The sequence below is a fragment of the Telluria mixta genome (assembly GCF_029223865.1).
In the GTDB taxonomy this organism is placed as follows: Bacteria; Pseudomonadota; Gammaproteobacteria; order Burkholderiales; family Burkholderiaceae_D; genus Telluria; species Telluria mixta.
In genome coordinates, this window is sequence record NZ_CP119520.1 from 7332705 (window position 1) to 7353180 (window position 20476).

17 protein-coding genes and 1 tRNA gene are annotated in these 20476 nt (G+C 66.1%); 8 read left to right on the forward strand and 10 right to left on the reverse strand.

Features of this window, described 5'->3' with window-relative positions; translation table 11 throughout:
* Positions 1-46: 46 nt before the first annotated feature.
* Positions 47-1051: a porin gene (locus tag P0M04_RS32285; protein ID WP_259452092.1), complete on the reverse strand. Its 1005-nt coding sequence runs from the start codon at positions 1049-1051 to the stop codon at positions 47-49.
* Between the two features lie 288 nt (positions 1052-1339).
* On the opposite strand from P0M04_RS32285, the gene P0M04_RS32290 reads away from it, so the two are divergent.
* Positions 1340-2572 (forward strand): alpha-amylase family glycosyl hydrolase, encoded by a 1233-nt coding sequence (locus P0M04_RS32290; RefSeq protein WP_259452091.1) that lies wholly within the window; start codon positions 1340-1342, stop codon positions 2570-2572.
* 18 nt (positions 2573-2590) lie between these two features.
* On the opposite strand, the gene P0M04_RS32295 is transcribed toward P0M04_RS32290, so the two are convergent.
* Genes P0M04_RS32295 through P0M04_RS32310 form a run of 4 tightly spaced genes read right to left on the reverse strand, consistent with a single transcriptional unit; the run spans position 2591 to position 4420 of the window.
* Positions 2591-3034 (reverse strand): hypothetical protein, encoded by a 444-nt coding sequence (locus tag P0M04_RS32295; protein ID WP_259452090.1) that lies wholly within the window; start codon positions 3032-3034, stop codon positions 2591-2593.
* 22 nt (positions 3035-3056) lie between these two features.
* Positions 3057-3293 (reverse strand): hypothetical protein, encoded by a 237-nt coding sequence (locus P0M04_RS32300; protein ID WP_259452089.1) that lies wholly within the window; start codon positions 3291-3293, stop codon positions 3057-3059.
* Between the two features lie 8 nt (positions 3294-3301).
* Positions 3302-3634, reverse strand: coding sequence for an ArsR/SmtB family transcription factor (locus P0M04_RS32305; protein WP_259452088.1), 333 nt, complete (start codon positions 3632-3634; stop codon positions 3302-3304).
* A gap of 54 nt (positions 3635-3688) precedes the next feature.
* On the reverse strand, positions 3689-4420 hold the full coding sequence (locus P0M04_RS32310; protein ID WP_259452087.1) for a helix-turn-helix domain-containing protein: 732 nt from the start codon (positions 4418-4420) through the stop codon (positions 3689-3691).
* Positions 4421-4554: 134 nt separating this feature from the next.
* On the opposite strand from P0M04_RS32310, the gene P0M04_RS32315 reads away from it, so the two are divergent.
* The 3 genes from P0M04_RS32315 (at position 4555) to P0M04_RS32325 (ending at position 6996) form a co-directional block, all read left to right on the forward strand.
* Entirely contained in the window at positions 4555-6069 is a 1515-nt protein-coding gene (locus tag P0M04_RS32315) for an amidase (RefSeq protein ID WP_259452086.1), read from the forward strand.
* Between the two features lie 70 nt (positions 6070-6139).
* Positions 6140-6595 (forward strand): BPSL0067 family protein, encoded by a 456-nt coding sequence (locus P0M04_RS32320; RefSeq protein WP_259452085.1) that lies wholly within the window; start codon positions 6140-6142, stop codon positions 6593-6595.
* Positions 6547-6996, forward strand: coding sequence for an STY0301 family protein (locus P0M04_RS32325; protein WP_259452142.1), 450 nt, complete (start codon positions 6547-6549; stop codon positions 6994-6996). Before P0M04_RS32320 ends, P0M04_RS32325 begins: the two co-directional genes overlap by 49 nt.
* Positions 6997-7246: 250 nt before the next feature.
* Here the strand turns inward: P0M04_RS32325 and P0M04_RS32330 are convergent.
* The 5 genes from P0M04_RS32330 to P0M04_RS32350 form a co-directional block, all read right to left on the reverse strand.
* Positions 7247-7336: transfer RNA gene (locus P0M04_RS32330), tRNA-Ser, on the reverse strand.
* A gap of 24 nt (positions 7337-7360) precedes the next feature.
* A complete protein-coding gene (locus tag P0M04_RS32335; protein ID WP_371877385.1) occupies positions 7361-9442 on the reverse strand; it encodes a putative bifunctional diguanylate cyclase/phosphodiesterase in 2082 nt (693 codons plus the stop codon).
* A 1-nt stretch (position 9443) separates the two neighbouring features.
* On the reverse strand, positions 9444-10604 hold the full coding sequence (locus P0M04_RS32340; protein ID WP_259452083.1) for an HDOD domain-containing protein: 1161 nt from the start codon (positions 10602-10604) through the stop codon (positions 9444-9446).
* A 99-nt stretch (positions 10605-10703) separates the two neighbouring features.
* Complete coding sequence (locus P0M04_RS32345; protein WP_259452082.1) at positions 10704-11342, reverse strand: response regulator; 639 nt, start codon at positions 11340-11342, stop codon at positions 10704-10706.
* The gene (locus tag P0M04_RS32350) at positions 11343-12701 is read right to left on the reverse strand and encodes a cache domain-containing protein (RefSeq protein ID WP_259452081.1); all 1359 of its coding nucleotides are present in this window, start codon (positions 12699-12701) and stop codon (positions 11343-11345) included.
* 210 nt (positions 12702-12911) lie between these two features.
* Between P0M04_RS32350 and P0M04_RS32355 the strand changes: the two genes are divergently transcribed.
* The 4 genes from P0M04_RS32355 to P0M04_RS32370 all read left to right on the forward strand — a co-directional run bounded on the left by P0M04_RS32355 (position 12912) and on the right by P0M04_RS32370 (position 20411).
* Positions 12912-14987 carry a carbon starvation CstA family protein gene (locus tag P0M04_RS32355; RefSeq protein WP_259452080.1) on the forward strand — a complete coding sequence of 692 codons (2076 nt, stop codon included), beginning with the start codon at positions 12912-12914 and terminating at the stop codon, positions 14985-14987.
* On the forward strand, positions 14987-15184 hold the full coding sequence (locus P0M04_RS32360) for a YbdD/YjiX family protein (RefSeq protein ID WP_036239796.1): 198 nt from the start codon (positions 14987-14989) through the stop codon (positions 15182-15184). Before P0M04_RS32355 ends, P0M04_RS32360 begins: the two co-directional genes overlap by 1 nt.
* Before the next feature lie 222 nt (positions 15185-15406).
* Positions 15407-18259 (forward strand): hybrid sensor histidine kinase/response regulator, encoded by a 2853-nt coding sequence (locus tag P0M04_RS32365; protein WP_259452079.1) that lies wholly within the window; start codon positions 15407-15409, stop codon positions 18257-18259.
* A gap of 1 nt (position 18260) precedes the next feature.
* Positions 18261-20411 carry a putative bifunctional diguanylate cyclase/phosphodiesterase gene (locus tag P0M04_RS32370; RefSeq protein WP_259452078.1) on the forward strand — a complete coding sequence of 717 codons (2151 nt, stop codon included), beginning with the start codon at positions 18261-18263 and terminating at the stop codon, positions 20409-20411.
* The last annotated feature ends 65 nt before the right edge of the window (positions 20412-20476 follow it).

The following is a 20476-nucleotide window of genomic DNA, read 5'->3' on the forward strand; positions in this document are numbered from 1 at the left end:
CTTTCGGCGCGCGACGGCGCAACGCACGGGAACCTTCGTGGGAACGCTAGAACGCGTGGCGCATGCCGACGTTCACGGCCGAGCTGCCGCTCGGGCGAGCGGCGCCGCCGATCAGGATGCCGGTGCCGTTCGTGTTGACGGTGCGCGAGATCGCGGCGTAGAAGTCGGTGCTGCGCGAGACGACGTAGCTGGCGCCGACCGCGAACTGGTTCGCGTCGCGGTTGGCCAGGTCGCGGTCGTTCTTGTGGATGAACGAGGCGAGGAAGGTCGTCGAGCGCGTCATCGGGACGGCCACGCCGACGAGGGTGTCGCGGCTGTCGGTCGATGACGTGCTCGCTACGCCCGCGCCGTACGGATTGTCGGGGTTGTACAACGGCGAGCTGCCCCAGCCGCGGTTGGCGGAATACGCGGCATAGGCGGTGCCCCAGCGCGTGCGCAGGTTGGCCGCGATCAGGGAATTCTTGGCATCCATGTTGCTGCCGGCCAGGTCGTACAAATGGACCTGGGCCACGTGCCGGTTCTGGTGCGCCGCGCGCAGCGACAGCGCACCGTAGTCGAAGCCGATCGTCATGCCCCAGGCGCGGTCGGCCATCGGGTCGCCGCCGAGCGTGTCGATGGTGTACGACGCGCCCGTGCTCAGGTGCTTGAACTGGGTGTTGTAGTAGCGCACGCCGCTGTCGACGGGCATGCCGTTTTGCGTGACGAGATTGCTGGCCTTGCCGGCCGTGCCGGCGTGGAAGGGGTCGCCGACGTCCGGGCGCGCGAGGTATTCGAAGTTGTACTGGTGGCCCAGCGTGAAGCCGCCCGTGCCGGGGTGCACGCCGATGTCGTCCAGGCGGCCGTAGGTGCGGCGCGGCTGTGCGTGCCAGGCGGCGCCATGGCTGCGGCTCGGCTGTCCCGTGAAGACGGCGATATCGTGGCCGCCCGGCGTTTCGCCGACGTAGTCCAGTCCCGAGCGCTTGCCGCTGGCGGCCGCGCTTCCCGAATCCTGTGCACATGCGAGCGACGTACATCCGCCCAGCAATACGCACACAACGAAACCCTTGTTCATGGCGTGTCCTCTCTACGCCTCAACAGTACTCGCTACATCACGATCCTATCTGTCCAATATCGCACAAATCCGCTCTCATCTTATCCCGAGTTGTTGTCAGCATATTCCGACATCTGCATGTCGACAAGATGACAGCCCAAGGATTCCGCTTTAGAATCGCACGGGCAGCATTTGTAACTAAACTACAGAAAAAACATAACGATGAGACAGCTAAGTCGTACCCTTACTACACTTTCCCTAGCGTTATTCACGGCCCTGCCCGCGTTTGCCGCGACGGAAGCAGCGCCGATGCCGCATGTAAGCTGGTCGCGCAATGCGAACATCTACGAAGTGAACATCCGGCAATACACGCCTGAAGGAACGTTCAAGGCGTTTGCGCAACATCTGCCGCGCCTGAAAAAGATGGGCGTGGACATCCTGTGGTTGATGCCGATCCAGCCGATTGGCGAAAAGAACCGCAAGGGCACGTTGGGGAGCTATTACGCCGTGCGCGATTACACGGCCGTCAATCCGGAGTTCGGCACGCTCGACGACCTCAAGGCACTCGTGAAGCAGGCGCACGGGTTGGGCATGCATGTGATCATCGACTGGGTCGCGAACCACACCGCATTCGACAACCCGTGGACGCAGGAACACAGCGACTGGTATCTCAAGAATGAGAAAGGCGAGATCTATCCCGTCACCTACACGGACGGTGCCGAACCCGAGTACTGGACCGACGTGACGGGCCTCGACTGGACCAAGCCCGGCCTGTGGAAAGGCATGACCGACGCGATGCTGTACTGGGTGCGCGATGCGGACATCGACGGCTTCCGCTGCGACGTCGCCGGCAAGGTGCCGACGCCGTTCTGGAACCAGGCCCGTGCCGAGCTCGACCGCGTCAAACCCGTGTTCATGCTGGCCGAGGCCGACAAGCCCGACCTGCACGAGCACGCTTTCGACATGACGTATGGCTGGGACACGAAAGACTTGTTCAAAGCCATCGCGAAAGGCAAGGCGGACGCGCGCACGCTCACGGATTTCCTCGAACACCCGCCGAAAGCCTTCCCGCCGGGCGCGTATCGCATGCGCTTCACGAGCAACCACGACGAGAACTCCTGGGCCGGCAGCGACGTCGAACTGTACGGTCCGGCCTTCAAGGCGATGGCCGTGCTGGCCGCAACCTTGCCCGGCATGCCGCTAATCTATGGCGGCCAGGAAGCCGGACTCGACAAGCGCATCGAGTTCTTCGAAAAGGACCCGATCCAGTGGAAGGATTATGCGTACGCGCCCTTCTACACGAAGCTGCTGGCGCTGAAGCACGCCAATCCGGCGCTGTGGAACGGCCAGTACGGCGGTCCCGTCCAGGTGCTGCAGACGGGCAACGACAAGGTGTTCGCGTTCCGCCGTGCGTTGAAGGGCAACAGCGTGCAGGTGACGGTCAACGTGTCGAACGAGGCGCAGCGCTTCAGCCTGCCGGGAGGCAAGCAGCAGACGCTGGCGGCGTGGGATTACCGCATCGACGCGCCGCGCCAGCGCTGACCGGACGGCGGCCGAGACTTACGCTTCGGCCACCTTGCGCTCGGGCGCCGCGGCGTCCTGCGCGCGCCACGGGTCGCCGGGCGCGCGCAGGTAATGGCGCACGAGATAGCCCCACGGCAGCACGAGCGGCACGAGCACGACGAAGGAACAATTGAAGGCGTTTTCCGCCGTGTCCGCGTCCATCGTGCCGGCGCGCCATGCGGGCCACGCGACCATGCCGAGCCACAGCACCTTCCACACCAGTTCCCACAACAGCACAGGCAGCATTTGCAGCGGATAACGCAGGCCGAGCATGGACAGCAGCCAGAACGCCAGCAACATCGCATCGACAATGCCTTGCGCCAGCTCGCGCTGCCCCGCATGACGCAGAATCGACGGCACGGCGAACACGCCGAGCCCGACGACGACCAGCAAATACATCGCCCGCAACAGGTACAGCCTCGACAACGATACTTCGCGCATGATGGCTCCTTGAAAAATTCCGCTATCCGACTTCCTTCAACACTTTCTCGACCGCCCCCATGCGCGCATCCAGCCGTGCCAGGGCGGCATTGATCGCTGCCAGCTGGGCCAGGGTCTCGTCCGCGAGGCGGCGGTCGGCATCGTCGCGCGCCGTGCGCGCCTTGGCCTGCTGGATCATGGCGTAGTACTTCATGCCGAAGACCAGCAGGACGGTGGCCAGCGGCAGGAACAGCGTCATCAGATATATTTCGGGGGACATGGCAGCCTCTACTCTTCCTCGGGTGGGTTCAATGTCTTGACCGCTTCGACGATGGCGGCGGGCGCCAGCAGGACGCCGAACTCGGCCACATCGAAAAACTTGAGCGCCTTGCCGTCGCTGGACAATTCGAGGGTGCTCGTGACGAGCCCGGCCTCTTCCAGCTTTTGCAGATGCAGGTGCAGCAATGGACGGCTCAGTCCAATCTCGCGCGCCAGCTGGCTCACGTAATTGCGCCCACCCGTCTCGAGCGCGGCGATGATGCGCAGCCGGTGCGGATTCGCCAGCGCTGCCAGCATGGCCAGCAGGCGATCGCCCTGCGGTAGCTTGATTTTCTCTTTCACGTGTAAACAATATCTGACAGGTGAAAGAAAGTCCAGAACGGATTAATGCATATGTCAGCGGCGCAGCGCCGTGAATCCGGCCGGCTCCCACTCGCGCAGTGCCAGCAGCAGCCCGCTGCCCCGCCGCTTGGGCAGCGGCGACACCAGACTTTCCTCGTGCAACTCGGCAAAGCGGGCGCGCAGCCGGCGCAGCTCCACCTGCATGGACGCGAGCGCGCTCTCCGTCAGCATCCCGTGCGTGAAGGCGAGCGTCTCGTCGGACCGGTCGAAGCGGCCATCGAGGAAATCGGCGAGGCCCTGCGTGCGGAAATACTGGCGGATGGGGCCGTCGGGCAGCCAGTCGAAATCGCGCGCGACGTTCAGGCGGATGCGGTTGCCCGGCATCAGGGCGATCAGGTGCAGGCGGTCGAGGTGCAGCAATTTTTGCAGGCACTCGGCTTCCGTCAGGCGGTAGACGGCGAGGATGTCCGCCAGCGTCCAGTGATTCAGCGCGCACGCGGCCACGAGCAGCAGCTTCGTGTCCGATACGAGCTCCTTTTCCTGCTCGGCGCTCAAGGTGTGCAGGCGAGTGCCGGTCAGCGAGGCTTCCTGCGCGAGCTCGGCCAAGGTAAAACCGAGCATGTTGCTGATCTCGACGAGCCGGTCGACGCCGAGCGTGTCCGACGTCAGCAGGCGCTTGACGCTCGCCTCCGACAGGCCCAGCGCGGCGGCCACGTCGCGATACGTCTTCCCTTGCAGCTTCAGTTGGCGCTTGATCGTGCTGATGATTTGCGTGACTTCGGACATGGTCGCGGATTCCGATACGAAGAACTAGAAGAAGACGTCGGACTCTAGTGATCGTAGCATGCGCGACGTTGCGGCAACAATTCCTTCATGACAAGATCATCCGCCGCCCCATAACAATAACGACCGGAGACACCATGAACCATGCCGACTACCTGGCCCACGACGCGACCGCGCTCGCCGCGCGCGTAGCCGCAGGCGACGTCGCCCCCGCCACACTGCTCGACCTCGCACTCGCGCAGCACGAACGCGTGCACGGCCGCGTGAACGCCGTCGTACGGCTGATGGAAGCGCAGGCGCGAGCCCAGGCCGCGGGTCCGCTGCGCGGCCCGCTGGCCGGCGTGCCCTTCCTGCTCAAGGACGGCGTGCAGGACTACGCCGGCGTGCCGACGACCTATGCCAGCCGGACGATGACGCGTAACGTGCCGGCCCGTCACGCCCACGTCGTGCGGCGCTACCTCGACGCCGGCCTCGTCGTGTTCGGCAAGACGAATCTGCCCGAGTTCGGCATCCGCGCCGTCACCGATCCCGTCCTGTTCGGCCGCACCAACAACCCGTGGGACCTGGCGCGCACGCCGGGCGGTTCGAGCGGCGGTGCGGCCGCCGCGGTGGCCGCCGGCATCGTGCCGATGGCTGCCGGCAACGACGGCGGCGGGTCGCTGCGCATCCCGGCCGCGTGCTGCGGCCTGTTCGCGCTGCGGCCGTCGCGCGGGCGCGTGTCGCCCGGCCCGGGCACCGCCGAAGTCTGGTTCGGCGCCTCGACCGAAGGCGTGATCTCGCGCAGCGTGCGCGATTCCGCACTGGCGCTGGACATACTGCAGGGCGCGGAACCGGGCGACCCGTTCGTCATCGCCCCGCCCGCCGCGCCGTACGTCGAGCTGATGCGGCGCGATCCGGGCAAGCTGCGCATCGGCTGGTCAACCGCATCGCCGATCGGCACGGACGTGCATCCGGAAGCCATCCAGGCCGTCCGGCACACGGTCCGACTGCTGGAGCGCCTCGGCCACGATGTCGAGGAGGCCGCCCCCGCCATCGACGGCACGGCCCTCGCGCAAAGCTACCTGCACCTGTACTTCGGCCAGATCCCGGCCGCCGTGCGCGGCGCGCAGGCGTTGGGCGGACGCACCGCCGACCTGGAACTGATGAACCGCATCCTCGTCACGCTGGGCGACAGCGTCTCGGCCATGCGCCTGACGACGGAGCTGCACCGTTGGAACGACTTCGCCCGCGTCCTGGGTGAATACTTCGGCCGGTACGACCTGTTCCTGACACCGACGCTGGCGCACCCGCCGATCAAGCATGGCACGGGCGATCCGTCGTCCGCTGAACAGCGCCTGCTCGGCTTCCTGAACGGCACCGGCCTCCTGGGCATCCTGGCGCGCCTGCGGCTGCTCGACAAGACCGTCGAGAAGATCGCTGCGGACAACCTGCGCTATGTGCCGTTCACGCAGTTGTCGAACCTCACTGGGACGCCATCGATGAGCGTGCCGTTGCACTGGACGGCGGAGGGGTTGCCGCTGGGGGTGCAGTTCGTGGGGCCGTTCGGGAGCGAGGAGCGGTTGTTGCAGGTGGCAAGGCAGTTAGAGGAGGTGCAGCCATGGTTCGGGCGGGTGCCGGAGATGGCAAGGTGTGGCGAACACGCGGTCACATAGCCGGCCTTGAGTCCTGCCCAGCCGCACGAGTCGGCTCGCATGCTCATGTTCACGAGTTGACTCTTGACAAGTGGCTACTGGCCCGACAGATACATTATGTCCCTCCATCGACAGCAGGAGGACATATGCCGCACATATATACGAAAGTCAGGGAACTGGCGGCCACGAGCTCGTCGGCAGCGGTGATTGCGTAGAGCTGGTCAAGGCCTACGCTCCTGGCCTGAAAGGCACTACGACGAGTGTCTGGCGGCCGGGGGAGCGGGTCGTCGACATTGCACACAAGCTCGCTCCCGGCACCGCGATAGCAACCTTTGAAAATGGTCGCTATCCTCACAGTACGACAGGTCAGCACGCCGCATTCTTCGTATCGTCAGCTGGGGCTGGTATGTGGGTAATGGACCAGTGGAAGAACGACCCTCATAAGCCTGTTGTGTCGCTGCGTCACATCGCCAGGAAAGGAAAATCCAAGGATGGCCAGTGGAAGGACCCCAGCAACAACGCCGAAGCATTCTCGGTAATCGAATGATGCGGCGAATTCTACTTGTCGCGGCAGCGCCGGCATTCGCTGCCGCGCAGACTGTCACGTGCCCGGAAGCGCTTCCAGAGGCTGCGGTCGAACTCAAACATGCGCCTGAAGGATGGGTCGCGTCGTCGCCCGGCGTAGTTCGGTTGGACGGCGGCGGAATGCTGAGTGGCGCCCCGAAGCAAATGCAGTACCTGGTCCCCACCAGTTCGAAGAAGGTCAAAGGCGGCGGCGCGTCGACCTGGAACTTCGATCCTGGCGAGCAGAAGTGGCTGTACTGCACCTATGGAAAGATGGCCGTGCAGCTAGCGAAACGGATGGACGATAAGGCGACGACATGCGAGGTCACCGTGACGTATGAACGGAAGGACGTCATCGCGGGGATCATGGCCTTTTGCCGATGAGGGCTTGAGGTACTCGGCCGCCGAAATGATACAAGCGACCGCTACCTCGCAGGCATGCAGGTATTCATAAGTTGCAGTGCGCGCCCTCGGCGCGCAACGCTGTCCGCTCTGCGGACAGCAAACGGGCGATTCGGGAGGGATGGCCCTGCAGGGCCATGCCCTTCGAATCTCACACGCGAGGCGCGCAGGCGCCTCGCTCGCTTCCGCCAGGAAATAAAAAAGCCGCCCGATGGGCGGCCATTTTATTTCCTGGCGGAAGCGGTGAGATTCGAACTCACGAACGGGTTCCCCCGTCGGCAGTTTTCAAGACTGCTGCCTTCAACCACTCGGCCACGCTTCCTGGGGAACCGGCATTATACATAAATCATTGCCCCACGGGCAGCAAACGGACGGGCGAGCCAAGGGTCGACGCCTCCCCCATGCACATCAACAACCAGTTCTCCCGCAAACTCTTCTCGAACTCATACGCCGGCAGCGGCTTCCCATACAGATAGCCCTGCACCTCGTCGCACCCGGCCTGGCGCAGGAACTCCAGCTGCTCCAGCGTCTCCACCCCTTCCGCAATGACACGGTGCCCCAGCTTGCGCCCCATGCCGATGATGGTGCTCGCGATCGCGCAATCGCTCGGGTCCAGCGGGATGCCCGTCGTGAACGAACGGTCGATCTTGAGGGTGTCGATCGGGAAGCGCTTCAGGTACGACAGGCTCGAATAGCCCGTGCCGAAATCGTCCAGCGACAGCGCCACGCCCAGTGCGCTGATGCGGTCCATGATGGCGATCACGTGTTCGATGTCGTGCATCAGCGTGCTTTCCGTGATCTCCAGCTCCAGCCAGTGCGCGTCCAGGCGGTAGCGGCGCAGGGTTTCCGCGACGCGGCCCGGCAGCGACGGCGTGAATTCGCGTGCGGACACGTTCACCGCGAGGCGGAACGGCGGCAGGCCGGCGCGTTGCCAGATCGCGGCCTGGGCGCAGGCCTGTTCCAGCACCCACTCGCCCACCTGCACGATCAGGCCCGTGCTTTCGGCCAGCGGGATGAATTCGATCGGCGGGACCATGCCGCGCACCGGATGCTTCCAGCGCACGAGGGCTTCGGCGCCCACCAGGCGGCTCGAGCCGATTTCGAATTTCGGCTGGTAGTGCAGGATCAGTTCGCCGTTGCCGAGGGCGTGGCGCAGGCCCGATTCGATCAGCATGCGCTGCTGCATGCCCTCGTTCATGTCGAGGCGGTAGAACGCGACGCTGCGGTCCGGGTTTTCCGCGTGTTCCTTGGCGCGCTCCATCGCGATGTCGGCCATGCGCAGCAGCGTCTCGGCATCCTGGCCGTCCTGCGGGTAGACGGAGATGCCGATGCTCGCGCCCACGCGCAGGTCGTGACCCTGCACGAGGAACGGTGCTTCCAGTGCGGCCTGCAGCTTTTGCGCGACCGTCGTCGCTTCGAAGTGCTGGCGGATGTCGAACAGGCCGACGGCGAATTCGTCGCCGGACAGGTGCGCCACGACGTCTTCGTCGCGCAGCGTATTGCGCAGGCGTTCGGCCACCTGGCGCAGCAGGTCGTCGCCGACCTTGCGGCCCAGCGTGCCGTTGATCAGCTTGAAGCGGTTCAGGTCCAGGTACAGCACGCACGCGGTGGATTCGTTGCGCTGGGCGACCATCAGGGCCTGGTCGACGAGGCGGCCGAACAGCGTGCGGTTCGGCAGGCCGGTCAGTTCCTGGTAGTAGGCCAGGTGATGCAGGCGTTCCTCGGCCAGCTTGCGTTCCGTGATGTCGGTGAGATAGGCGATCAGGCCGGTCGGTCGGTCTTCCAGGTCGCATAGCGGCGACAGCGACAGGCTGGCCCAGAAGATCTCGCCCGATTTCTTCCGGCGCCGCACTTCCATCATGCGGCCGCCCTGCTCCGCGAAGGCGTCCTGGAAGTCCTGGTCGTCGTCCGCGTACAGGAACAGGATGTTGCGGCCGACGGCTTCCAGCGCCGTGTAGCCGAACAGGCGCTCGGCGCCCTTGTTCCAGCTGGTGATGTAGCCCATGCGGTCCATCGTCAGCACGGATTCGTGGATCTGGTCGAGGATCTGCGACTGGTGCGCCAGCTGCGCTTCGACCTGGGCATAGGCGTGTGTCGTGCGCTGGGCCAGCGAATGCACCTGCATCAGCGTGCCGGTGAGGCCGGCCAGCGCTTCCAGCTGGCGCAGGTCGTCCACGCTGTAGGCGCGGCCGGCGACTTCGTAGCGGCCGAAGCAGACGCCGTCGGCGCGCACTTCCTGCAGCAGCGCGCCCTCCACCATGTGCGGGTGCAGGACGCCTTCCGGGATGAATGCACAATGCGGACTCGCGAGGAGCGCGCCGGCGATCCGTCCCAGTTCGTTGTACAGATCGTCGCCCCGGCGGGTCAATACGGCGTCGCAGACGGCAGCGCTGCCGCCCACGAAATCGATCGGCGCAGCGGCTGGCATCCTAGACATTGCGGGCTACCTGAATGGCCCAGTGATAGGCGTGCAACTGGCTCTGCCACCAGTCCGGCCCGTCGACGCCCGCTTCCTCCAGCGTCCCGGGATCCGGCCGGCCAGCTTCTGCGAGCCGCAACCGTTGTCCCAGTTGTCCTTCGCGCCGCAGCAATGCGGCTTCGACGTGTTCGGGCAGGCTCAGGTCCTGTACGATCTCGGCCATCGGCATCTGGAACAGCCGGTCCAGCAGCGAGAACACGCCGGCCATGAAGGCCAGGTCCTGCTCGTCGCGGTCGCCGCCGTCGCGCTTGCACAGGTCTTCCAGTGCGGCGCCGCGCAAGGCGGCCACCGGCAGCATCAGGTTCGGCGGACTGTCCGGGTGCTGGCGCGCGTACAGCAGCAGTTGCAGCCAGCGCTGCAGCTGGCGCCGGCCCAGGCGGCTGATCGCCTGGCCGAAGCTCGTGATCTGGGTGCCGACCGAGAACGCGGCCGAGTTCACCAGTTTCAACAGGTGATACGAGAGCGCCGGATCCGCTTTCAGCTGCGCTTCCAGTTCGCGCGAATCGGCGTCGCGGGCCAGCAGGGCCAGCATCGTCAGCATGCGCCGGCGCGACGTACCGTCATCGCCTTCGGCCACGCTGCCGCCAAGCGCATAGTCGCCGCTGAACCAGGCAAAGCCCGCGTTCTCGCAGGCGCGGTACGCGGCCATGTCGTCGACGTTGTAGGCGAGGTGCGGTCCGAACAACGTCGGCAGCGAGCCGGCGCGCGGCAGTTCGCAGCCGGCGTCGCGCGCCACGGTGCGCAGCGCGATCGGTGCGGCGACGCCTTCCGGCAGCACGCCGTCGATCAGCACGCGGTAACCGGTCATCTGCAGTTCGGCCAGGCGGCGCGCCGTGCCGTCCGTCGCCAGCGCGTCCGCGCGCACGGCCAGCAGCACGCGGTTGGCGGGCAGCACGTTCAGGACAGGAGGCGTCAGGACAGACACATCGTCCAGCAGCACGATGCAGTCGAGGGGGGCGATGGCGGCCAGCAGGTCCGGCGTGCCGAACAGGCCTTGCAACGCGGGATCGTCGAGTCCTGCCCCCGGCGTGCCAAGCAACAGAGCGACCCACTCGTTCTGCGCGTTGGCGACGGAGCGTACTTCAACCACCGGGAACGGGGCGCTGGACATTAGCGAATATGCATTGATAGTAACCAGCTAATAGTAGAGCACGCCTTAGTGGAAAGCAACTGTTTCTGTTTCCTCTAGGATACGGATTTACATATATATTTACGCGCCCGCGCCGCCGACGCGGCCGTGCTGCACGGCGAACTTGATCAGCTCCGCCTGGCCTTCGATGCCGAGCTTGCGCTTGATGTTCAGGCGGTGCGTTTCGACGGTACGCACGGACAGGTCGAGCGCCTTCGCGATCTGCTTGTTCGATTCGCCGTTGGCGATGTGGCGCAGCACTTCCTGTTCGCGCGACGTGAGCTGGTTGTCCTGCGCGGCCGGGCGCGCGAGCTGGCGCGCGACGGCGGCGCTGTAGTAGATGCCGCCGGCCATGACGGTGTCGATGGCGAGCACGATGTCCTTGCCCGGCGCATCCTTCAGCACGTAGCCGCGCGCGCCCGCCTGCATCGCCTGCGTCACGTATTCGAGCTTGTCGTGCATGGAGAGGATCAGCACGGCGATGTCCGGATAGTTCGCGTACAGGCGCGCAGTGGCTTCGATGCCGCTGCCGTCGCGCATGGTGATGTCCATCAGCACGAGGTCGATGCGCGTGCTGCCCGCGAGCGCCAGCGCCTCGGCGCCGGAATCCGCTTCGGCCACGACGCGGAAATGCGCCACCGCTTCCAGCCGTGCGCGCAGGCCGTCGCGTACGAGGGGATGGTCGTCGACCAGCATGATGTAGACGGTCTTCTCGGTCATTCAGGTCTCCAGTTCGACGCTCGCGCACACGGTGGTGCCGGCCGCGGACGATGCGATGTCCAGGTGGCCGCCGATGGCGTCCATCCGCTCCATCATATTGCGCAGGCCGATGCCGCGCTGCGGGTGCGTGGCCACGCCCTCGGCGTCGAAGCCGGCGCCGTCGTCCGCAATGGTGAGCAGCACGCGGCCGTCGCCGGCGTGCAGCGCCAGGTCGATGTGGTGCGCGTCCGCGTGCCGTTCGATGTTCGTCAGCGCTTCCTGAGCGATGCGGAACAGCACCGTGCCGACCGTTTGCGGCAGGTGCTCGGCATCGCCCGACACGTTGAAGGTCACGGGCATGCCGCTGTGCTGCGAGAATTCCTCGGCCAGGTGGTCGAGCGCGGCCGCGAGTCCGAGATCGTCCAGCAACGTGGGACGCAGGTCGTGCGAGATGCGCCGGACCTCGCCCAACACCTTGTTGAGTTCTTCCGCCGTGCGCTCGAAGCTGGCGTGCGCCTGGCGCTGCTGGTCCGGCGTGCCTTTCATGCGGATGATGCCGGCCTCGATCTGCAGCTTGATCGACACGAGCCATTGGCTGATGCCGTCGTGCAGGTCGCGCGACAGGCGCGCCCGTTCCTGCTCCTGCGAATCGACGACGCGCTGCGCGAGGGCTTTCAGTTTCATGTCAGCCACGCGCGATTCGCTGACGTTCAGCGCGAGGCCGGCGCCGCCGATGACGAGCGTGGCGAGGATGGCGAGGCCGGCGATCCACCACATCGTCGTCTCGATGTTGCGCGACTGCTGGGCGTCGACCTGGTCGAGCGCGGCCTGCACGTCGTCGAGGTACAGGCCGCTGCCCATGATCCAGCCCCATTGCGGCACCGGCACGACGTAGCCGAGCTTGGGCGCGGACTTGTTCGTGGACGGCTTGACCCAGTTGTAGCGCACGAGTCCCCCGCCCTGCTTGGCGACGGCGACGATGTTCTGGATGGTCGGCGCGCCGAACTGGTCGTGCAGGTTCCACAGGTCGCGCCCGACCAGCTCCGGTTGGCGCGGGTGCATCAGGTTGCGGCCGTCCATGTCGTAGACGAAGAAATAGCCGTCGTCGCCGAAGCTGAGCGATTGCAGGATGCGCTTGGCCTCGGCCAGCGTGGCGGGGTCGCTGCGGCCGGATGCCGTCAGGTGGGCGATCGAGTGCGAGGCGAGGTCCACGTAGTGCCGCAGTTCCGCCTGCTTGCTGGCCAGGTAGGCCCGCTGGATGGTGGCGTGCTGCTCGTGCGCGAGCCCGATCGCCTGCTGGCGGACGAACAGGGCGATCGCGCACAGCGCCACGATCAGCGGGGCGATCGCAAGGAAGATGACCTTCTGCCGTAATTGCATGCCGTGCGCGTCGAAATAGTCGTAACATGAAATTGTACGACCGATCAGCTGTTGCTGCTTGCAAAGCTTGCCTACGTAGGACTACGTAGAGCGCTGCGTAATCATGCGCTTGTGAGTCGCCGACCCGTGCAAGATACTGGCAGGCACGCTGCTGTTCGTGTAAGCCGGCATCGACCGGTCGGGCAGCGCATCCACATCGGAGGAGTCAATATGAAACGTCTCACAAGCCAGCTCGGATGGGCTGCGCTTTCGCTCGCGGGCGCCGGCTCGCTCGCCTACGTCGCCCTCAAACGCGGCGAATCCATCAACGCGGTCTGGGTCGTCATCGCGGCCGTCTGCGTCTACCTGATCGCGTACCGCTTCTACAGCCTGTACATTGCCGATAAGGTGATGGGCCTCGACGCCCGCCGCCAGACCCCGGCGTACAAGTACAACGACGGCCTCGACTACGTGCCGACGAACCGCTACGTGCTGTTCGGCCACCATTTCGCCGCGATCGCCGGCGCCGGCCCGCTGGTCGGTCCCGTGCTCGCCGCGCAGATGGGCTATTTGCCCGGCATGCTGTGGATCCTGTCCGGCGTCGTGTTCGCCGGCGCCGTGCAGGACTTCATGGTGCTGTTCCTGTCGATGCGCCGCGACGGCCGTTCGCTCGGCGACCTGATCAAGTCCGAGATGGGCGAGATCCCCGGCGTCATCGCCCTGTTCGGCACCTTCATGATCATGGTCATCATCCTCGCGGTGCTGGCGCTGATCGTCGTGAAGGCCCTGACCGGCTCGCCGTGGGGGTCGTTCACCGTGATGGCGACGATCCCGATCGCGCTGTTCATGGGCATCTATTCGCGCTACATCCGCGTGGGCCGCATCGGCGAAGTGTCGCTGATCGGCTTCGTGCTGCTGATCGGCGCCATCGTCGGCGGCCAGTTCGTGCACGATTCGCCGACCTGGGGCCCGATGTTCACGTTCACCGGCACCCAGCTGACCTGGATGCTGATCGGCTACGGCTTCGTCGCCTCCGTGATCCCCGTGTGGCTGCTGCTGGCGCCGCGCGACTACCTGTCGACCTTCCTCAAGATCGGCACCATCGTCGGCCTCGCGCTGGGCATCGTGTTCGTCGCCCCGATGCTGCAGATGCCGTCGATCACCCGCTTCATCGACGGCACCGGCCCGGCCTGGTCCGGCACGCTGTTCCCGTTCCTGTTCATCACCATCGCCTGCGGCGCCGTGTCCGGCTTCCACGCGCTGATCTCGTCGGGCACCACGCCGAAGATGATCGAGAACGAACAACACGCCCGCTTCATCGGCTACGGCGGCATGCTGATGGAATCGTTCGTCGCCATCATGGCCCTCGTCGCCGCGTCGACCATCGACCCGGGCGTCTACTTCGCGATGAACAGCCCGGCCGCCGTGCTCGGCACGACCGCCCAGACGGCCGCCGCCGCGGTCTCCAACTGGGGCTTCGTGATCACGCCTGACCAGCTGACGCAGATGGCCAAGGACGTCGGCGAGAACACCATCATCTCGCGCGCCGGCGGCGCCCCGACGCTGGCCGTCGGCATGGCCCACATCCTGTCCAACGTCGTCGGCGGCAAGGCGATGATGGCGTTCTGGTACCACTTCGCGATCCTGTTCGAGGCGCTGTTCATCCTCACCGCCGTCGACGCGGGCACCCGCGCCGGCCGCTTCATGCTGCAGGACCTGCTGGGCGCGTTCGTCCCGTCGCTGAAACGCACGGACTCGCTGCCGGCGAACCTGATCGCCACCGGCCTGTGCGTCGCCGCCTGGGGCTACTTCCTGTACCAGGGCGTCGTCGATCCGCTGGGCGGCATCAACACGCTGTGGCCGCTGTTCGGCATCGCCAACCAGATGCTGGCCGGTATCGCACTCACCTTGGGCACCGTCGTGCTGTTCAAGATGAAGCGCGGCCAGTACGCCTGGGTCACGATCGTCCCGACCATCTGGCTGCTGATCTGCACGCTGTCGGCCGGCTGGCTGAAGATCTTCGACCCGAACGTCAAGGTCGGCTTCCTGGCGCACGCGAAGAAATTCCAGACCGCGCTCGACCAGGGCCAGGTGCTGGCACCGGCCAAGTCGCTCGACCAGATGGGCCGCATCGTCTTCAACGACTACGTCGACGCCACCCTGTGCGGCTTCTTCATGGTCGTCGTGCTGGCCGTCGTGCTGTATGGCTTCCGCACCGCGCTGGCCGCCCGCAAGAGCGCCCGTCCGAGCGCCCAGGAGACGCCGTACGTCGCGGCGCCCGCCGCCTCGATGGCCGAGGTGCAGTGATGCTCGGCGCGCTGGCACAGGCAGGCCGCTACCTCGGGCAAAGCATGCGCCTGATGGTCGGCCTGCCGGAATACGACACCTATGTGGCGCACATGGAGAAGACCCATCCGGACCAGCCGGTCATGAGCTACGAGGAGTTTTTCCGCGAGCGCCAGGAGGCGCGGTACGGGAGCGGCAAGCGCGGGGGTTGTTGCTGAGCCAGCAGTTTTTCCGTAACGCAAAACATCATCGCCCCCGCCCGTCGGGGGCGATGTTTTTATAGGCCCTCCCCTCCTCTCCGCTCCCGCCGCTTTGCGCCAGAACAAACGGCGCCCCATATCCCTCACCTATAGTCAGTTCCTGCAAGAATTTGCTTTCTTGCATGGTGAACCTGTGCGACAGGTTCGTTCGCAGCGCCGACCGCCGGATCCGCCCAACACATGCAGACTCTCGAGCGCTCAAGCCTCAACCGAAAACTGACGTCGATGTGCCTGCAGGCAGCCGCCAGCGCGCTGCTGGTCGTCTACGTCGCCTTCGCCGTGACGACCGTGGCCGGCGAGCGACGCGAGGAACGGCAGGAGCTGGACGCGATGGCCGCCGTGCTCGCCCAGGGCGCCCTCGACGCCGTGCAGTTCAACGACCGCCGCCTTGCGACGCAGTTGCTGGCCGCGCTGGAAGCGCGCCCGGGCCTCGCGTCGGCCGTCCTGTACGATCGCAAGGGCCAACCGTTCGCCACCTGGCGCGCGCCCGGCCAGGATGCCGCGGACAAGGTCGAGGCGCTCAGCGGGCTCGATCCCGACACCGTCGCCGCGGCCGCCGAATCCGGCAGCCTTCCCTGGCTGCCCGTGCTGCGCGTCTACCGCGTGCTCGGCGCGCCGGCGGACGCGGATGGCCGCACGCTGCCGCCCGTGGGCGCCGTCATGATCGAAAGCGACCTCGTGCCGCTGTGGCTGGACATCGCGCGCGCGCTGGGCGTGATGGGCCTCGCGCTGGCGGCCGCGCTGCTGACGGCGTTCGTGCTGGTGCGGCGGCTGCGGCGCAGCATCAGCGACCCGATCGGCAAACTGATCAACGCGGCGCAGAAGGTGTCCGCCAGCCAGAATTACACGCTGCGCATCGCCCACAACCGCAACGACGAGCTGGGCGTGCTGATCGACAGCTTCAACAACATGCTCGCGCAGATCGAAGGCCGCGGCGCCGCGCTCACGCACCACCGCGACGAACTGGAACGCCAGGTCAGCGTGCGCACCGAGCAGCTGGAAAAGGCGAAGAACGCGGCCGAAGCGGCGAGCCGCGCGAAAAGCGCCTTCCTCGCCACGATGAGCCACGAGATCCGCACCCCGATGAACGGCGTGCTCGGGATGACGGAAATGCTGCTGGGGACGGAGCTGACCGAAACGCAGCGCAACTACACGCGGCTGGTAAAACAGTCGGGCGAGCACCTGCTGGTGATCATCAACGACATCCTTGACTTTTCCAAGATCGAGGCCGGCAAGCTCACCGTCGAATACATCAACTTCAACCTGTGGGACCTGCTGGACGACATCCACACCGTCTACACGCCGCAGGCCGAAGCGAAGAACATCCTGCTCCACTTCGACATCGCCAACGATATCCCTGTCGCCATCTGCGGCGACCCGAACCGGCTGCGCCAGATCATGGCCAACCTGCTCGGCAACGCGGTCAAGTTCACGGACCAGGGCCGCATCCTCGCCAAGGTGCGCATCGCGAGCGAGGACAACCAGGCCGTGATGCTGCGCTTCGAAGTGCACGACACCGGCATCGGCATCTCGCGGGACGCCCGCAGCCGCATCTTCGAAGCATTCTCACAGGCCGACGATTCCACGACCCGCAAATACGGCGGCACGGGGCTGGGTCTGGCGATCTCGAAACAGCTCGTCGAATTGATGGGCGGTTCGATCGGCGTCGAGAACGCGCTGATAAAGGGAGCGGTAACCCAGGGATCCGTGTTCTGGTTCACGGTCGCCTTCGACAAGCGCCGCGTCGACCCGGATGCGCCGGGCGACCACCAGCACACGATCGACGGCCTGCGCGTGCTCCTCGTCGACGAGTGCGAGACGAGCAGGATCGGTCTCGAACGGCACCTGGCCACGTGGCGCATCGAATGCGACGCGGCGGAGAGTGCGGACGAGGCGCTGGAACGCCTGGACGAGGCGGCGCGCGCCGGCCGGCCGTACGACGCCGCGATCCTCGACATGGAGCTGTCCCACACGAGCGGCCTGCTGCTGGCCGCGCAGATCAAGTCCGACCCGGCCACGCGCGCCACGCGGCTCGTGCTGCTCAGCCCCGAACGGCTGGCCGCCGATCCGGTGCAGCGGCGCGAGGCCGGCGTCGCGTACCAGCTCATCAAACCTGCACGCGCGGCCGATTTGTTCGCCTGCCTGGCGACGCCGCCGCGCGGCAAGGTCGCGCCGGCGCCGCGCTTCATGCCGCCGCGCCCCCTGCAGCTGGACGCCAACCGCCCGCGCACGCGGCGCGTGCTGCTGGCCGAGGACAATCCCGTCAACATCGAGGTGGCCCGGGCAATGCTGGAAAGCCTCGACCTGCAGGTGGATTGCGCGCGCAACGGCGAGGATGCGCTGCAGGCCGTGCGCACGGCTTCATATGATGCCGTCCTGATGGATTGCCAGATGCCGGTGATGGACGGCTTTGCCGCGACGGCCGCGATCCGGCGCGAAGAACGCGAAGCGGGCCGCGGGCGCGTGCTGCCCATCATCGCGATCACGGCGAACGCGCTGCAGGGCGACCGCGAAGCGTGCCTCGCGGCCGGCATGGACGATTACCTGTCGAAGCCGTTCAGCCAGCAGGAAATCGCGGCCGTGATCGGGCGCTGGATGGCGCTGCCGCTCGCGGCCACCGTGCACCACGACGACGAGCCGCCGCGCCTGCCGCCGGAATCCGTCGAAGTGATCCAGCGCGACGTCATCAACCGCGTGGCACTGGACAAGATCCGGGCCCTGTCGCGCGACCGCGGCGACGCCCTCGTGCAGAAGGTCATCGCCGCCTACGTCGACGACACGCCGCAGCAGCTGCTCACATTGCGCTCGGCCATCGATGGCCTCGACACGGGCAACGTGCGCCGCATCGCCCACACGCTGAAATCGGCCAGCGCCAACGTCGGCGCCGAGGCCCTCGCCGCCCTGTGCAAGGAACTGGAGCACCTGGGCCGCGCCGACACCACCGAAGGCGCGGACGCGATCCTGACCGACATGGAACAGGAGTTCCAGGCCGTCCGGCATTCGCTTACCGCCATCCTCGAAAAGGAAACCTGACATGCCAGCCCAATCCGCCAACAAGAGGGGTGTCGTTCTCGTCGCTGACGACGATCCGGTGATGCGTCTGCTGATGCTCGAGATGCTGGAAGGCGTCGGCCTGGAAGGCATCGAGGCCGCGGACGGCGAACAGGCCGTGTTCCTCGCGCACGCGCGCACGCCCGACCTGATCCTGCTGGACGTCGAGATGCCGAAGATGGACGGCTTTGCCGCGTGCCGCGCGATCCGCGACCTGCCGAACGGCGCGATGGTCCCGGTCGTGATGGTCACCGGCGGCGACGACCTGGAAGCCGTCACCAATGCGTACGAGGCCGGCGCCACCGACTTCGTGTCGAAGCCGATCAACTGGCCCATCCTCGGCCACCGCGTACTGTACGTGCTGCGCGCGTCCGACGCCATCGTCCGCCTGCGCATCGCCGACGCCCAGAACCGTGCCGTGCTGGCCGCCATTCCCGACACGTTCTTCCGCATGTCGCGCGACGGCTTTTATCTCGATTACGAACCGGGCCGCGACGGGCCGGGACGCGGCGTGCGCGACGCCGGCGTGGACGAGCACATCGTCGGCCGCCACGTGACCGACGTGCTGCCGCGCGACATCGCCGAACGCCTGTTCGAACAGGTGGGCATGGCCCTGCACGTGCAGCAGGTGCGCTCGGTCGAATATGAACTGATCCGCTTCGGCGAGGCCCAGCATTTCGAGGCCCGGCTCGTCGCCACCGGCCCGAACGAAGTGCTGGGCCTCGTGCGCGACATCAGCGAACGCAAGCGCGCGGAAGAACAGATCCGGCGCCTGGCCTATTGCGACAGCCTGACCGGCATCCCGAACCGCCAGGCGTTCCTCGAGATGCTGGAACGCGAACTGCAGCGCTCGAAGATCGACAACACGAAGTTCGCCGTGCTGTTCATGGACCTGGACGCCTTCAAGCGCATCAACGACACGCTGGGCCACGACGTGGGCGACCAGTTGCTGAAGCAGGTGTCGGACCGCCTGCGCGAGACCATCCGCCCGAACGACCTGCTGTCGCGCGGCGACCTGCTCCCGCGCGTGGACGCGGCGAACAGCGCGGGCACGAACCTCGCGCGCCTGGGCGGCGACGAATTCACGATCCTGATTCCCGACCTCGAACGGGTCGAACACGCGCTCAACGTGGCGCACCGGGTGAAAGACGCGATGCGCCGCCCGTTCCTCATCGAAGGCAACGAGATCTTCGTGACGGCCAGCATCGGCATCTCGTTGTTCCCGGAGGACGGCGACGACTGCACGTCGCTGCTGAAGTACGCCGACACCGCGATGTACCACGCGAAGAACTGCGGCAAGAACAACGCCAAGCTGTACTCGTCGTCGCTGACGATGCAGATCATGAGCCACGTGAAGCTGGAAGTCGGCCTGCGCCGCGCGCTGCAGAACGACGAGCTGTACCTGCTCTATCAACCGCAGCTCGACGTACGCTCGTCCGAGATCGTGGGCGTGGAAGCCCTCGTGCGCTGGCGCCATGCGGAACGCGGCGTCGTCTCGCCCAACGAATTCATCCCGCTGGCCGAGGAAACGGGCCTGATCGTGCCGATCGGCGAATGGGTGCTGCGTACCGCCTGCAACCAGGCGCGCCAGTGGCAGAAATTCTCGCGTCGTCCCGTGCGCATCGCCGTGAACCTGTCGGCCAAGCAGTTCAAGGACGAGAACCTGTCGCAGATCGTGCTGTCAGCCTTGCACGACACTGGCCTCGACCCGCGCCTGCTCGAACTGGAGCTGACGGAAGGCACGCTGATGGACGACGCGAAGGCCACGCTGGCCACGCTGGAACAGCTGCGCGGCATCGGTGTGTACCTGTCGATCGACGACTTCGGCACCGGCTATTCGTCGATGAACTACCTGAAGCGCTTCGACGTGCGCGCCCTGAAGATCGACCGCAGCTTCATCAGCGGCCTGCCGCAGGATTCCGAGAATGCCGCGATCACGCGCGCCATTATCGCGATGGCGCACGGTCTCAAGATGATCGTCGTGGCGGAAGGCGTCGAGACGGGAGAACAGCTCGTGCTGCTGGAAGAATACGGCTGCGATCTCGTGCAGGGCTTTTATCTCGGGCGGCCGGCGCCGCCGGAGGCGGTGACCGGCATGCTGCAGAAATTGTGGGTGCCGATGGCGGTGCGCTGACGGCACACTGAAACACCGTCGCCCCCGCGAAGGCGGGGGCCCAATCTTGCGCCGCCAAAACGCTG

Coding starts and splice junctions, on each gene's coding strand:
- P0M04_RS32285 (WP_259452092.1), bottom strand. CDS start 1,051: ATGAACAAGGGTTTCGTTGTGTGCGTATTGCTGGGCGGATGTACGTCG.
- P0M04_RS32290 (WP_259452091.1), top strand. CDS start 1,340: ATGCCGCATGTAAGCTGGTCGCGCAATGCGAACATCTACGAAGTGAAC.
- P0M04_RS32295 (WP_259452090.1), bottom strand. CDS start 3,034: ATGCGCGAAGTATCGTTGTCGAGGCTGTACCTGTTGCGGGCGATGTAT.
- P0M04_RS32300 (WP_259452089.1), bottom strand. CDS start 3,293: ATGTCCCCCGAAATATATCTGATGACGCTGTTCCTGCCGCTGGCCACC.
- P0M04_RS32310 (WP_259452087.1), bottom strand. CDS start 4,420: ATGTCCGAAGTCACGCAAATCATCAGCACGATCAAGCGCCAACTGAAG.
- P0M04_RS32315 (WP_259452086.1), top strand. CDS start 4,555: ATGAACCATGCCGACTACCTGGCCCACGACGCGACCGCGCTCGCCGCG.
- P0M04_RS32335 (WP_371877385.1), bottom strand. CDS start 9,442: ATGCCAGCCGCTGCGCCGATCGATTTCGTGGGCGGCAGCGCTGCCGTC.
- P0M04_RS32340 (WP_259452083.1), bottom strand. CDS start 10,604: ATGTCCAGCGCCCCGTTCCCGGTGGTTGAAGTACGCTCCGTCGCCAAC.
- P0M04_RS32345 (WP_259452082.1), bottom strand. CDS start 11,342: ATGACCGAGAAGACCGTCTACATCATGCTGGTCGACGACCATCCCCTC.
- P0M04_RS32350 (WP_259452081.1), bottom strand. CDS start 12,701: ATGCAATTACGGCAGAAGGTCATCTTCCTTGCGATCGCCCCGCTGATC.
- P0M04_RS32355 (WP_259452080.1), top strand. CDS start 12,912: ATGAAACGTCTCACAAGCCAGCTCGGATGGGCTGCGCTTTCGCTCGCG.
- P0M04_RS32360 (WP_036239796.1), top strand. CDS start 14,987: ATGCTCGGCGCGCTGGCACAGGCAGGCCGCTACCTCGGGCAAAGCATG.
- P0M04_RS32365 (WP_259452079.1), top strand. CDS start 15,407: ATGCAGACTCTCGAGCGCTCAAGCCTCAACCGAAAACTGACGTCGATG.
- P0M04_RS32370 (WP_259452078.1), top strand. CDS start 18,261: ATGCCAGCCCAATCCGCCAACAAGAGGGGTGTCGTTCTCGTCGCTGAC.